Annotated in this window: 14 protein-coding genes; 6 read left to right on the top strand and 8 right to left on the bottom strand. The window is 72.4% G+C overall.

Annotation, left to right across the window (positions count from 1 at the left end; all coding sequences use genetic code 11):
* Positions 1-30 precede the first annotated feature (30 nt).
* Positions 31-798, top strand: a complete 768-nt coding sequence (locus ACYVID_RS12235; protein WP_460737386.1) for a lysophospholipid acyltransferase family protein — start codon at positions 31-33, stop codon at positions 796-798.
* A gap of 107 nt (positions 799-905) precedes the next feature.
* Here ACYVID_RS12235 and ACYVID_RS12230 read toward each other — a convergent pair whose 3' ends face one another.
* From ACYVID_RS12230 to rpmH, 8 genes are all read right to left on the bottom strand, one after another.
* Positions 906-1,955 (bottom strand): ParB/RepB/Spo0J family partition protein, encoded by a 1,050-nt coding sequence (locus ACYVID_RS12230; RefSeq protein WP_460737384.1) that lies wholly within the window; start codon positions 1,953-1,955, stop codon positions 906-908.
* The gene (locus ACYVID_RS12225; RefSeq protein ID WP_460737382.1) at positions 1,952-2,947 is read right to left on the bottom strand and encodes a ParA family protein; all 996 of its coding nucleotides are present in this window, start codon (positions 2,945-2,947) and stop codon (positions 1,952-1,954) included. Before ACYVID_RS12225 ends, ACYVID_RS12230 begins: the two co-directional genes overlap by 4 nt.
* Positions 2,948-3,060: 113 nt before the next feature.
* A complete protein-coding gene (gene rsmG / locus ACYVID_RS12220; RefSeq protein WP_460737380.1) occupies positions 3,061-3,759 on the bottom strand; it encodes a 16S rRNA (guanine(527)-N(7))-methyltransferase RsmG in 699 nt (232 codons plus the stop codon).
* Positions 3,760-3,823: 64 nt separating this feature from the next.
* Positions 3,824-4,357, bottom strand: coding sequence for a Jag family protein (locus ACYVID_RS12215; protein WP_460737378.1), 534 nt, complete (start codon positions 4,355-4,357; stop codon positions 3,824-3,826).
* Positions 4,354-5,379, bottom strand: a complete 1,026-nt coding sequence (gene yidC, locus ACYVID_RS12210; RefSeq protein ID WP_460737376.1) for a membrane protein insertase YidC — start codon at positions 5,377-5,379, stop codon at positions 4,354-4,356. Before yidC ends, ACYVID_RS12215 begins: the two co-directional genes overlap by 4 nt.
* 3 nt (positions 5,380-5,382) lie before the next feature.
* Positions 5,383-5,688, bottom strand: a complete 306-nt coding sequence (gene yidD / locus ACYVID_RS12205; RefSeq protein ID WP_460737374.1) for a membrane protein insertion efficiency factor YidD — start codon at positions 5,686-5,688, stop codon at positions 5,383-5,385.
* Entirely contained in the window at positions 5,685-6,020 is a 336-nt protein-coding gene (rnpA, locus tag ACYVID_RS12200) for a ribonuclease P protein component (RefSeq protein WP_460737372.1), read from the bottom strand. Before rnpA ends, yidD begins: the two co-directional genes overlap by 4 nt.
* A gap of 25 nt (positions 6,021-6,045) precedes the next feature.
* Entirely contained in the window at positions 6,046-6,183 is a 138-nt protein-coding gene (rpmH, locus tag ACYVID_RS12195) for a 50S ribosomal protein L34 (protein ID WP_300640151.1), read from the bottom strand.
* 678 nt (positions 6,184-6,861) lie between these two features.
* Here rpmH and dnaA point away from each other — a divergent pair.
* From dnaA to ACYVID_RS12170, 5 genes are all read left to right on the top strand, one after another.
* A complete protein-coding gene (gene dnaA, locus ACYVID_RS12190) occupies positions 6,862-8,349 on the top strand; it encodes a chromosomal replication initiator protein DnaA (protein ID WP_460737370.1) in 1,488 nt (495 codons plus the stop codon).
* 434 nt (positions 8,350-8,783) lie between these two features.
* On the top strand, positions 8,784-9,920 hold the full coding sequence (gene dnaN, locus ACYVID_RS12185) for a DNA polymerase III subunit beta (RefSeq protein WP_460737368.1): 1,137 nt from the start codon (positions 8,784-8,786) through the stop codon (positions 9,918-9,920).
* A 47-nt stretch (positions 9,921-9,967) separates the two neighbouring features.
* Complete coding sequence (gene gnd / locus ACYVID_RS12180; RefSeq protein ID WP_460737543.1) at positions 9,968-10,888, top strand: phosphogluconate dehydrogenase (NAD(+)-dependent, decarboxylating); 921 nt, start codon at positions 9,968-9,970, stop codon at positions 10,886-10,888.
* A 1-nt stretch (position 10,889) separates the two neighbouring features.
* Positions 10,890-12,146 carry a DNA replication/repair protein RecF gene (gene recF, locus ACYVID_RS12175; RefSeq protein ID WP_460737366.1) on the top strand — a complete coding sequence of 419 codons (1,257 nt, stop codon included), beginning with the start codon at positions 10,890-10,892 and terminating at the stop codon, positions 12,144-12,146.
* On the top strand, positions 12,136-12,759 hold the full coding sequence (locus ACYVID_RS12170) for a DciA family protein (RefSeq protein ID WP_460737364.1): 624 nt from the start codon (positions 12,136-12,138) through the stop codon (positions 12,757-12,759). Before recF ends, ACYVID_RS12170 begins: the two co-directional genes overlap by 11 nt.
* Positions 12,760-12,947 lie beyond the last annotated feature (188 nt).

The following is a 12,947-nucleotide window of genomic DNA, read 5'->3' as shown; positions in this document are numbered from 1 at the left end:
CGCGCTGGGCCCACGTGGCAGGATCGGGGCGTGCTGGACCTGACGTACCCCCCGATCATCCTCGCCGCCAAGACCGGTTTCCGGCTGCTGGGTCAGCGCTTCGACCTGACCGGCACCGAGCACGTGCCGCGCAAGGGGGGCGTGCTCCTGGCGGTCAACCACGTGGGGTACCTCGACTTCATCTACGGCGGTCTCGCGGCGAACCCTTCGGGACGCAAGGTGCGGTTCATGGCGAAGCGGGAGATCTTCCAGAACGCGGTGGGCGGTCCGGTCATGCGCTCGATGCACCACATCGAGGTCGACCGTGGCGAGGGGTTGGCCTCCTTCCGCACCGCGGTGGACTACCTCAAGCGGGGCGAGGCGGTCGGGATCTTCCCCGAGGCCACCATCTCGCGGTCGTTCGAGATCAAGGACATCAAGACCGGCGCGGTGCGGATCGCGGCCGAGGCCGACGTGCCGCTGGTCCCGGTCATCCTCTGGGGGACCCAGCGGATCTTCACCAAGGACCACGACAGGGACTTCTCCCGCGGGAAGACCATCGCCATCCGGGTCGGCGAGCCGATGCGCCCGACGGGTGCGGACCCCGTCGCGGAGACCGCCGAGCTGCGCGCCCGGATGAGCACGATGCTCGAGGAGACGATCGCGGCGTACCCCGCCGACGAGCAGCCCCCGGGTTCGTGGTGGCTGCCGGCCCGCTTCGGCGGCTCGGCCCCCACCCCGGAGGAGGCCGCCCGGCTCGACGCCGAGGAGCAGCGTCGCCGTGCCGAGGCCCGACGGGCCAAGGCCACTGGGGCCTGAGGCCCGTTCGCCCGTACGCCGAGAGGTTCAGCTGGCGCCAGCCGGGACCTGCCTAGATCACTTCATCGATAAGTCGACAAAGCGATCTATTGTCAGATCGACAGGCGTCAGATCGGCCGGTCGGACCGGTTGCGCGGGTCGATGATGTCGATGATCCGCCGCAGGTCCTCCAGCGAGGCGAACTCGATCTGCACCTTGCCCTTGCTCCGACCCAGGTCCACCTTGACCCGGGTCTCGAGGCGGTCCGAGAGCCGGTCGGCGATCTCGGCCAGCCCCGGTGCGGTGGGCTTGCGGCGCACCACACGCCCGGCGCCCTCGTCGCCGTGGTCGCCCACGGCCACGATCTCCTCCAGACCACGCACGCTGATCCCCTCGGCGACGACCCGCGACGCCAGCCGGTCCTGCACTGCGGGGTCGTCCACGGCGAGCAGCGAGCGCGCGTGCCCGGCCGAGAGCACGCCGGCAGCCACACGCCGCTGGACGGCCGGGCTCAGCTTGAGCAGCCGCAGGGTGTTGGAGATCTGCGGGCGGGAGCGACCGATGCGGGTCGCGAGCTCCTCGTGGGTGCAGCCGAAGTCCTCCAGCAGCTGGGCGTACGCCGAGGCCTCCTCCAGCGGGTTGAGCTGGGAGCGGTGGAGGTTCTCCAGGAGCGCGTCCCGGAGCATGTCGTCGTCCTCGGTCTGGCGCACGATGGCCGGGATGACCTCCAGGCCCGCCTGCTGGGAGGCCCGCCAGCGGCGCTCGCCCATGACCAGCTCGTAGGACTCCGGACCGGTACGCCGCACGACGATCGGCTGGAGCAGCCCGACCTCGCGGATCGAGTGCACCAGCTCGGCCATCGCCTCCTCGTCGAAGACGTGGCGCGGCTGGACGGCGTTGGGGACGATCTGGCCGATCGGGACCTCGGCGAAGTAGGCACCGTCCACGGGCGCCAGGTCCCCGGCGTCGGCGGCCGGCACCCTGTCGGTGCCCGACGGGACGCCGGAGCCGTTCGAGTCGGCTCGTGGGGCCTCCGCACCCGGAGCGCCTGCGCCGGCGTCGCCGTCGGCGGCGGAGACCTGGGCTGAGGCTCCCGCGGTCTCCTCGGGCGGAGCGGTGGGGATCAGCGAGCCGAGGCCACGGCCCAGGCCACGGCGCGCAGCCGGACGTGCGTTCACTGGGGGGCTCCTCGCTCGGCAATCTCCCGCGCGGCCTCGAGGTAGGACAGCGCGCCCGCGGACCCCGGGTCGTAGGTCATGACCGTCTGGGCGTACGACGGCGCCTCGGACACCCGCACCGAGCGGGGGATGGCCGTGCGGAGCACTTGGCCCCCGAAGTGGTCGCGGACCTCCTCGGCGACACCGGCGGCGAGCCGGGTGCGGGCGTCGTACATCGTCAGCAGGATGGTGGAGACCGCCAGCGACGGGTTGAGGTGCGCCCGGACCATGTCGACGGTCTCGAGCAGCTGTCCCAGGCCCTCGAGCGCGTAGTACTCGGCCTGGATGGGGATGAGCATCTCCTCACCGGCCACGAGCGCGTTGAGCGTGAGCAGGCCCAGCGACGGCGGGCAGTCGATGAGCACGTAGTCGAAGCGGTCCTCGCCCACGGCCTCGGCGGTCCCGACCCACGGGTGGCCCTGGATCGCCTTGCGCAGACGGCCCTCGCGGGCGACCACCGAGACCAGCTCGATCTCGGCGCCGGCCAGGTCGATGGTCGCCGGGACCACCCACAGGCCGTCGACGTCCGGGCACGGCGCCACGACGTCGGTGAGGGGCACGCCGTCGACCAGGGCGTCGTACGTCGAGGGGACGCCCCGCCGGTGCTCGACGTTCAGCGCCGTGGAGGCGTTGCCCTGCGGGTCCAGGTCGATCACCAGGACGCGCTGCCCGAGCGAGGCCAGTCCTGCCGCCACGTTGACGGTCGAGGTGGTCTTGCCGACCCCGCCCTTCTGGTTGGCGACCACGAAGACACGGGTCGCCGCGGGCCGGGGCGAGGGGGAGCGCCGGGCAGCCCTGCTGCGCAGCGACAGGGAGAACTCGGTCGCCCGAGCCAGGGGCGTCAGGTCGTCGCTCTCGGTCGGCTCCATCTCGGCGAGCTCTGCTGCCGTGCGGACCACGAACGCCCCGCCGCTGTTGCCGGCTCCGCCGGATGTTTCACGTGAAACAGACACCTGTGGAGAACTTTCCTCGATCTGTGGAGAACTCGGCTGGTTGAGCGTGGGACGACCGGTGGAAAACTCGTCACGAGGATCCGTGTCCCCGCTCGGCACAGGAGCCTCTCCGGTCACCGGGTGCCCTTCCCGCGTCGACGTCCGCCGGGGCCGGGACGACGCTGTGCTCGCTGCCCACGAGGACGAGCGTCCCGGGCGATGCGCCAAGATACCTGCGGCTCGCCGGCCCAGGAAACCCGGACCGCCCAGGTAGGGGACTCCAGGACACCCGCCCCCAGGGCACGCACCTCCGGATCCCCGGTCCCGCGCCGCCGCAGCTCCTCGCGGTGCTGCTCCACCTCGTCGGTGACGCTGGAGCCCTTGAGCGCCACCATGGCGCCGTCAGCCGCGACCAGCGGCATGCACCAGCCGGCCAGGCGGTCGAGGGGCGCCACGGCACGGGAGGTGACGACGTCGAAGGACTCGACCCCGTGGAGCTCCTCCGCCCTGGCCCTTACGACGCGCACGGGGAGGTCGAGGTCGGAGACGACCTCCTGCAGGAAGGTGGCACGCCGCAGCAGCGGCTCGACCAGGGTCACGTCCAGGTCTGGTCGCGCGAGCGCGAGCACCAGACCCGGGAGGCCGGCCCCGCTCCCGATGTCGGCGACCCGGACCCCGTCGGGGACCCACTCACCGAGGACGGCCGAGTTCAGGACGTGCCGGTCCCACAGCCGCGGCACCTCCCGCGGGCCGATGAGGCCGCGCTCCGTCCCCGCGCCGGCCAGCCACCCGACGTACCGCTCGGCCAGTGCCAGCCGCTCATGCGGGAACACCCCCCGCGCCACTGCGGGCGTGGGGGGTGTTTCACGTGAAACAGCGCCCGGATCGGGCAGCGCGTCACTCAGGGAGGATCACCACGAACCGCCGGGGCTCGACGCCCTCGGACTCCGACACGAGCCCGGCCTGGGCCACCGCGTCGTGCACGACCTTGCGCTCGAACGGCGACATCGGCTCCAGCGAGACCCGCTCGCCACGCTCCCGCACCTGGGCGACGGCGTCGGCAGCCACCTGCTCGAGCTCCGTACGCCGCTGGGCGCGGAAGCCGGAGATGTCGAGCATGAGCCGGGATCGCTCCCCGGTCTCGCGGTAGACGGCCAGCCGGGTCAGCTCCTGCAGCGCCTCCAGCACCTGCCCGTCGCGACCGACGAGCTGGGAGAGGTCCGCACCGACGATGGACACCGCGGCCCGGTCGCCCTCCACGTCCATGTCGAGGTCACCGTCGAGGTCGGCGATGTCGAGCAGCTCCTCGAGGTAGTCGGCAGCGATCTCCCCCTCGTTCTCGAGGGCCTGGATCCGGCTGCTCACCACGGGCTGGTCCTGCTCGACGTCCGCGGACTCCACGGCGTCGGAGGTCTGGGTCGACTCGCTCACGAGCCGCCTCCCTTCTTCTGGTTCTTCTGGGTCTGGTTCCGGGCCGGCGCACCCTTCGCGGGAGCGGCCTTCTTCCGGGCGGCCCGCGGCTGCCGCTGGGGCTGCTCACGGCGGGCGGGGCGGCGCTCCTCCACGACGGGCGCCTCGACCTCGGCGACGGCCTCGCCACGCTTGAGCGCCTTGGCGCGGTCGCGCTCCTCCTTCGCCTTGGCGGCCGGGGTGCCCGGAGCGGGGTTGTTGCGGATCACGTAGAACTGCTGGCCCATCGTCCACAGGTTCGACGTCGTCCAGTACAGGAGGACACCGATGGGGAAGGCCACGCCACCGAGGCCGAAGGCCACCGGGAGGACGTAGAGGAGCAGCTTCTGCTGCTGCGCGTACGGGCCGGACAGCGCATCGGCCGGCATGTTCTTGCTCATCAGCTGGCGCTGCGTGAAGAACGTCGTGGCGGTCATGGCGAGCACGAGGAACAGCGCGAGCACCATGACGGCGGCGTCACCGCCGCCCTCGCGCCAGATGCCCGAGCCCCAGAAGCTGTCCGCGATCGGGATCCGGCCGAAGAGCTCCGACTCCCCGAAGTTGCGCGCGCGCTCGTCGGTCAGGAACCCCCGGCCCACCTCCTTCGAGGCGTTGTTCAGCAGGCTGAACAGCGTGAAGAAGATCGGCATCTGCAGCAGGATCGGCAGGCAGGACGCGAACGGGTTGGTGCCCGAGTCCTTGTAGAGCTTCATCGTCTCCTGCGCGAGACGCTCCCGGTCGTGGCCGTACTTCTTCTGCAGCTCCCGGACCTTGGGCTGGATCAGCTGCATGTTGCGGCTGGCCTTGATCTGGCGCACGAAGAGCGGGATCAGGGCTGCGCGGATGACCAGCGTCAGGCCGATGATCGACAGGGCCCACCCGAGGCCCCCGTCCTCGTCGAGGCCGAGCAGCGTGAACAGCTCGTGCCAGAGGAGCATGACGCCGGAGATGGCGTAGTAGAGCGGTGCGGCCAGGAAGCCGAAGATGTCACCGATGGTTCCCACGGATCAGACTCCTTGTGTGGGGCGGACGTGCGGGGATGGGGTGGGGCCGGACGGGGTGTCGGCGTCCATGGTGCCCTCCGGGTGGCGAGGGGGCACGGGGTCGTAGCCGCCGTCGGACCACGGGTGGCAGCGACCGAGGCGCCGCACCGCCAGCCAGCTGCCCCGCAGGCTGCCGTGGACGGTCACGGCCTCCAGGGCGTAGGCCGAGCAGCTGGGGTGGTAGCGGCAGACCTGGCCGTAGAGCGGGCTGACCAGCTTCCGGTAGACGCGCAGGAAGCCGATGAGCACCAGCCGCAGGGGGTCCCTCACGCCGGGACCCTCGCGAGGCAACCGGACAGGTCCGCCCCGAGCGCGGCGCTGGAAGCCGACGCCGAGGCCGGGAGCGCACGCACCACGAGCACGCAAGAGCCCGGGAGCGAGGACACGTGCTCCCGGGCCAGGTGGCGAAGACGGCGCTTCACGCGGTTGCGGACGACGGCGTTGCCCACCGCCCTGCTGACGACGAACCCGACGAGCGGAGGAGCGTCGCCCTCGCGCTGCAGCAGGTGGGTCACCAGCGTGGGCGAGGAGCGACGCGTCCCGCGACGGGTCGCGAGCCGGAACAGCCCGGCGTCGTCGAGCCGGTGCTCAGCGGGGAGCACGGGGCGGGCGCGACCGGCGGTCGGGTCAGACCGCGATCGACTTGCGGCCCTTGCGGCGCCGCTGGTTGAGGATCGCGCGGCCCGCACGCGTACGCATGCGGAGACGGAAACCGTGCACCTTGTGACGGCGGCGGTTGTTGGGCTGGTACGTGCGCTTGCTCACGACTGCTCTCTCTCGCGGAGGGTTCTGCTGGACGTCTGCGTCGGGCCCGGCGGTGCCGGACCTCCCACCCTGTGATCGGCTGTGCCGACCGGGGCGCCCGGAGGCACCACCGGTACGCGACCTTCGGCCGGCACCGCCCACCCACGCCGGCCCGGCGGCAGCCGGGGACGGTCATGGACATGCGGCACCCGTCGACACACAGATCTCCTCGGATGACCGGCCAACGGTACGCGGGCGCGCGACGGGGGGTCAAACCCTCGCCGACCCCCCACCCGCGCCGTCGTGCTCGCGGCGCCCCGGCCTGTGGAGAACTCCTTGCGCCCCCCCGGGTGCCGGGTTAGGTTCCACTCTCGAGGTCCCGCCTCCGCGCCACGCTCGGGCACCACCGCTCCGTCAGTGCCGACGGGCCCGCCCAGGTCGATCCACCGGGTCTGACCTGCGACGACTGTGATGGAGCCCGGTCCGGCGCGAGCACCGGGACACCGAGGGTCCACATCCCCCGACCCGGGTTCACAGCCTGTGGATCAACTTGTGGAACATGAGCAGGTCACAGCAGCGCGGACGGTGGAGACGCCGACCGCGGCCGTGGCGCGAGACCGACCGAACACCCACCAGACGAGCAGCTCCCCGGACCCGTGAGGGACCCCTCCGACCGGGGCAGGGCGGAGCACCCCCACCGTGGACGACAACCTCTCGGACCTCGCCTCCGCCTGGCACGGCGTGGTCGCGGACCTCCAGCCCAACCAGCGCGCGTGGCTGCGCGCCAGCGAGCCGATCACCCTGCACGGGCACACGGCGATCATCGCCGTCCCCAACGACTTCACCCGCCACCAGCTGGAGGGCCGGCTGCGCGCGCAGCTCGAGGACGCGTTGTCGGTGCGCTTCGGCCAGGAGATCCGGATCGCCGTCACGGTCAACCCCGCGCTGGAGGACACCGACCCGCCAAGCGATATGTCGACTTATAGTCCTGTCGACTCGACGATCGGCAGTGACGAGTCAACGACCCCGCTCGCCGCTGCCCCGGCACCCGACCTCGGCCCCGTGCCCCCCGCACCCCGGCGCGAGATGACCCCGAGCACGCCCGAGCCCCCCGCCCCGGTCGACAGCGGCGTACGCCCGAACGCCCTGGAGACGCGACTCAACCCGAAGTACACCTTCGAGACCTTCGTCATCGGCTCGTCCAACCGCTTCCCGCACGCGGCCGCCGTGGCGGTGGCCGAGGCACCGGGCAAGGCCTACAACCCCCTGCTCGTCTACGGCGACTCCGGGCTGGGCAAGACCCACCTGCTCCACGCCATCGGCCACTACGTCCGCTCGCTCTACAACGGAGCCAAGGTGCGCTACGTCTCGAGCGAGGAGTTCACCAACGAGTTCATCAACGCGATCCGCGACGACCGGCAGGACCGCTTCAAGCGCCGCTACCGCGACGTCGACGTGCTCCTCATCGACGACATCCAGTTCCTGGAGGGGAAGACCCAGACCCAGGAGGAGTTCTTCCACACCTTCAACACCCTCCACAACGCCAACAAGCAGATCGTCCTGACCTCCGACCGCGCGCCGAAGAGGCTGGAGGCGCTGGAGGACCGGCTGCGCAACCGCTTCGAGTGGGGCCTCATCACCGACGTCCAGCCGCCCGACCTCGAGACCCGCATCGCCATCCTGCGCAAGAAGGCCGCGATGGACCGGCTGACCGCGCCGCCGGACGTCCTGGAGTTCATCGCCTCCAAGATCCAGACCAACATCCGCGAGCTCGAGGGGGCGCTGATCCGCGTCACCGCCTTCGCCAACCTCAACCGCCAGGAGGTCGACATGACCCTGGCCGAGATCGTGCTGAAGGACCTGATCCCCGAGGGTGGCGAGCCCGAGATCACCGCCGGGTTGATCATCGCCCAGACGGCGGCCTACTTCGGGCTGACCATCGACGAGCTGACCGGCCCCAGCCGCGGCCGGCACCTCGTGATGGCGCGCCAGATCGCGATGTACCTGTGCCGCGAGCTCACCGACCTCTCCCTGCCCAAGATCGGCGCACAGTTCGGCAACCGCGACCACACGACCGTGATGTACGCCGATCGCAAGATCAACCAGCTGCTCGCCGAGCGCCGAGCCGTGTTCAACCAGGTCTCCGAGCTCACGAACCGCGTGAAGATGCAGGCACGCCAGGCCTGACCGGCCGGCTCCCCCGGGTCCGGAACGTGTCGTTCGCGCCTGTGGACGACGGGCAGATCCACCCGGAACTACACGGGGAGGATCTGTGGACCAGATCGCGTCGGGTCCACGGGCCCGTCCTGGCTGCACAGGCGCCGCCGCGGAACCACACCACTCCTCCCCACCCCCTGTGCACTCGCATTCCTCCGCACCACCTGCAGGAACGCAGCTCGTCCACAGAGTCCACAGCTCCTATGACTCCTCTGGAACCCTGACCATCCCGATTCCCCGTGGAACTCCTCCCGGGCCCCTCCCTGGGGAAAACCCACCAGCGCTCCCCTCCGGTGGGCGGCGCGTGGCAGGATGCGACTCCCCGTCACCCCGGGTCCACCGCCGTGCCCCGCGCCCGGTCCCCCTGCCCGGCCCCGCGCCCCTCCTGCCGAAGGACTGACACCGTGAAGTTCCGCGTCGAACGAGACGTGCTGGCCGATGCCGTCGCCTGGGCGGCACGCAACCTGCCCGTGCGACCGAGCGTCCCCGTCCTCGCCGGCCTGCTCATCGAGGCCGACGACCAGGGGCTGGTCCTGTCCAGCTTCGACTACGAGACCTCCGCACGCGCGACCCTGCAGGCTGACGTCCACGACCCGGGCCGTGCCCTGGTCAGCGGCCGGCTGCTCGCCGACATCTGCCGCAGCCTCCCCGCCAAGCCGGTCGAGATGACGCTCGACGGCGCCCGGGTCCAGCTCACCTGCGGCTCGGCCCGTTTCAGCCTCCAGACCATGCCGGTCGAGGAGTACCCCACGCTCCCCGCCATGCCCCAGGCCACCGGCACCGTCCCCAGCGAGCTCTTCAGCCACGCCGTCGCGCAGGCGGTCACCGCCGCGGGACGCGACGACATGCTGCCGGTGCTGACCGGCGTGCGCCTGGAGATCGACGGCTCGACGATCTCCCTGCTGGCCACCGACCGCTTCCGCCTCTCGCAGCGAGAGCTCAGCTGGGAGCCGCGCACCCCCGACGAGACCCTCGCCGCGCTCGTGCCCGCCAAGGTCCTCGCCGACACGGCCAAGTCCCTCACCGCCGGCGCCGAGATCGCTATCGCCCTCAGCGCGAGCGGCGCGGGCGACGGCCTGATCGGCTTCGAGGGCGCCGGACCCGGCGGCATGCGTCGTACGACGACCCGGCTGCTCGACGGGGAGTTCCCCAAGGTCCGCAGCCTCTTCCCCTCCGAGCACCTCACGCTTGCCACGGTCGACAAGGCCGCGCTGGTGGAGTCGGTCAAGCGCGTCTCGCTCGTGGCCGAGCGCAACACCGCCGTCCAGCTCGCCTTCTCCGACGGTGTGCTCACCCTCGACGCGGGATCCGGCGACGAGGCCCAGGCCTCGGAGTCGGTCGAGGCGGTCGTGACCGGTGACGACCTGACCACCGGCTTCAACCCCCAGTTCCTCCTCGACGGCCTCACCGCCATCGACCAGCCGACGGTCCAGCTCGCCTTCACCCAGGCCTCCAAGCCCGTGGTCATCTCGGGCGTGACCGACGACGACAGCGACCCGGGGTTCCGCTACCTCCTCATGCCCCGCCGCCTGCTCTCCTGAGCGCCTCACCCGCCTGACGGGCCGCTCCCACCGCCTCGGGTCCTAGGCTGCTCGGTATGGATATCGGACTCGTCGGACTCGGGAAGATGGGCGGCAACATGCGCACCCGCCTGCGCAACGCCGGACACACGGTCGTGGGCTTCGACCACGACCCCGACAAGCGGGATGTCGACTCCCTCGAGGCGCTGGTCGAGGCGCTGCCCTCCCCCAAGGTCGTGTGGGTGATGGTGCCCTCCGGCGCCCCCACCCACGAGACCATCGAGCGGCTCGGCGACCTGCTGGGCGAGGGCGACCTCGTCGTCGACGGCGGCAACTCGCGCTGGACCGACGACCAGGCGCACGCGGCGATGCTCGCCGAGAAGGGCATCGGCTTCGTCGACTGCGGCGTCTCGGGCGGGGTCTGGGGCCTGGAGAACGGCTACGCCCTGATGTACGGCGGCACCGCCGAGGACGTCGCGAAGGTGCAGCCGGCCTTCGACGCGCTCAAGCCCGAGGGCGAGCTCGGCGCCGTGCACGCCGGCAAGGTGGGCGCCGGCCACTTCTCCAAGATGGTCCACAACGGCATCGAGTACGCCGTCATGCAGTCCTACGCCGAGGGCTGGGAGCTGCTCCAGGCCGTCGACGTCGTCGACAACACCACCGAGGTCTTCCGCTCCTGGCGCGAGGGGACCGTCATCCGCTCCTGGCTGCTCGACCTGCTGGTGGCCGCGCTCGACGAGGACCCGGGCCTGGCATCGATCCGCGGCTACGCCGACGACTCCGGCGAGGGACGCTGGACCGTCGAGGCCGGCATCGAGAACGCCGTCGCGACCCCCGCCATCACGGCTGCGCTCTACGCCCGGTTCGTCTCCCGCCAGGACGACTCCCCCGCGATGAAGGCGGTCGCGGCGATGCGCAACCAGTTCGGTGGGCACGCGACCCAGGCCGCCTCCGGCGGGGAGCCCGGCCCGGAACCCGACCTGGCGTGACGTGCACGTCTCGCACCTGACGCTGCACGACTTCCGCTCCTACCCCACCGCGGAGGTCCCGCTCGAGCCGGGCGTCACCGCCTTCGTGGGTCGCAACGGCCAGGGCAAGACCAACCTGGTCGAGGCGATCGACTACCTCTCCCGGCTCAGCTCGCACCGGGTCGCCAGCGACGCGCCGCTGGTGCGCGCCGGGGCCGAGCGGGCCGTCGTGCGGGCCGCCGTGGTGCGCGACGGCCGCACCGCGGTCCTCGAGGTGGAGATCAACCCCGGTCGCAGCAACCGGGCCAAGGTCAACCGCTCCCCGCTCCCGCGGGCGCGAGAGCTGGTCGGCCTCGTGCGCACCGTCGTCTTCGCCCCCGACGACCTCACCCTGGTCAAGGGCGACCCCTCGGACCGACGGAAGTTCCTCGACGACCTCCTCGTGCTGCGCGCCCCGCGCCTGGCGGGCGTCCGGTCCGACTACGACCGGATCCTGCGCCAGCGCAACACGCTGCTGAAGACCGCCGGCGCCGCGCGCCGCGGCAGCACGTCCGCCGAGGGGGCGCTCGCGACCCTGTCGGTCTGGGACTCCCACCTGGCCCGCACCGGCGCGGAGCTGCTCTCCGAGCGGCTGCGGCTGGTCGAGGCGCTGCGCCCGTACGTCGTCGCGGCGTACGCCGCCGTGGCCCAGGGGGCCGGACGCGACGCTGCCGACGTGGAGTACCGCCCGAGCCTGGAGCTGCCCGACCGCGCCTGGGAGCTGGGCGTGGACGACCTCGCCGAGCGCCTGCTGGTCGAGGTCGAGGCGCGGCGCCGCGACGAGCTCGACCGGGGGCTGTCCCTGGTCGGGCCGCACCGCGACGAGCTGCTGCTCACCCTCGGACCCGCGGCGGTCGCTGCCCCGGAGCCGCCCGGGCCGGAGGACGGGGACGGTGGCACCGGCGAGCAGACCGGCGAGCAGACCGGCGAGCCCCAGACCGCGCCGGTCGCGGTCCGGCTGCCGGTGAAGGGCTACGCCTCGCACGGCGAGTCGTGGTCCTTCGCGCTCGCCCTACGGCTGGCGTCGTACGACCTGCTGCGCTCCGAGGGCGACGACCCGATCCTCGTGCTCGACGACGTCTTCGCCGAGCTGGACTCGCAGCGGCGCGAGCAGCTGGCGGCCCTGGTGGCCGGCGCGGAGCAGGTGCTCGTCACCGCCGCGGTCCCCGAGGACGTGCCGGCCGCGCTCCGGGGCGTCCGGTTCCTCGTCGCGGGAGGCCAGGTCACCCGTGACGACTGAGCACCCCGCGACGCCGGACCCGGACCACGGGCCGCCCGAGGGCCACTCGGGCCGGTCCGCCCTGCCCCGCGAGCGCGACCACGGCCCGGACCTGGACGACCTGCCGGCCACCGACCTCCCGCACTCCGACGACGGGCTGGACCTGGCTCGCCGCACGGCGAAGGCGGTGGCCGGGGCGACCGCGGGCGGCGTCCGGCGGCCCAGGCGGAAGCGGCGCACCGGCGGCGACGGCCCTCGCCCCGCGCCGGGTGACGACCGGGACCCGCAGCTGCTCGACAGCACGCTGGCGCGCCTCGTCGCCGACCACGGCTGGGCCCTGGACCTCCGGGTCCGCGGCGTGTTCGCGCGCTGGCCGGAGCTGGTCGGTGAGGAGGTCGCGGGGCACTGCACCCCCGAGACGTTCGCCGACGGTCGGCTGGTCGTGCGCACCGACTCCACCGCCTGGGCCACCCAGCTCACGCTCCTGGCCCCGCAGCTGGTGCGCCGGCTCAACGAGGACCTGGGCGCGGGCACGGTCACCGTCATCGAGGTCCTCGGGCCGCACCTGCCCACCTGGCGCAAGGGGCCCCGGTCGGTGCGCGACGGCCGCGGGCCTCGCGACACCTACGGGTAGCGAGACCCGGCCGGGTGGCCAGGACGAGCCCGGTCCGAGCGCACGAGCGCGCAGGAGCCGATCTGGGACGCCCTCCGACGTACCCGCCCCTGTCGGGCCCCCTCCCAGGCCCTCCTGGAGGCCTCCACGAGCCGCTGAGGGGCCATCCGGGGCGTGGCACGACCCCGCCCGGCGGGTCGCGGGGGCGC

Source organism: Nocardioides ginkgobilobae, assembly GCF_054781275.1.
This window is presented reverse-complemented; position numbering and strand designations above follow the sequence as displayed.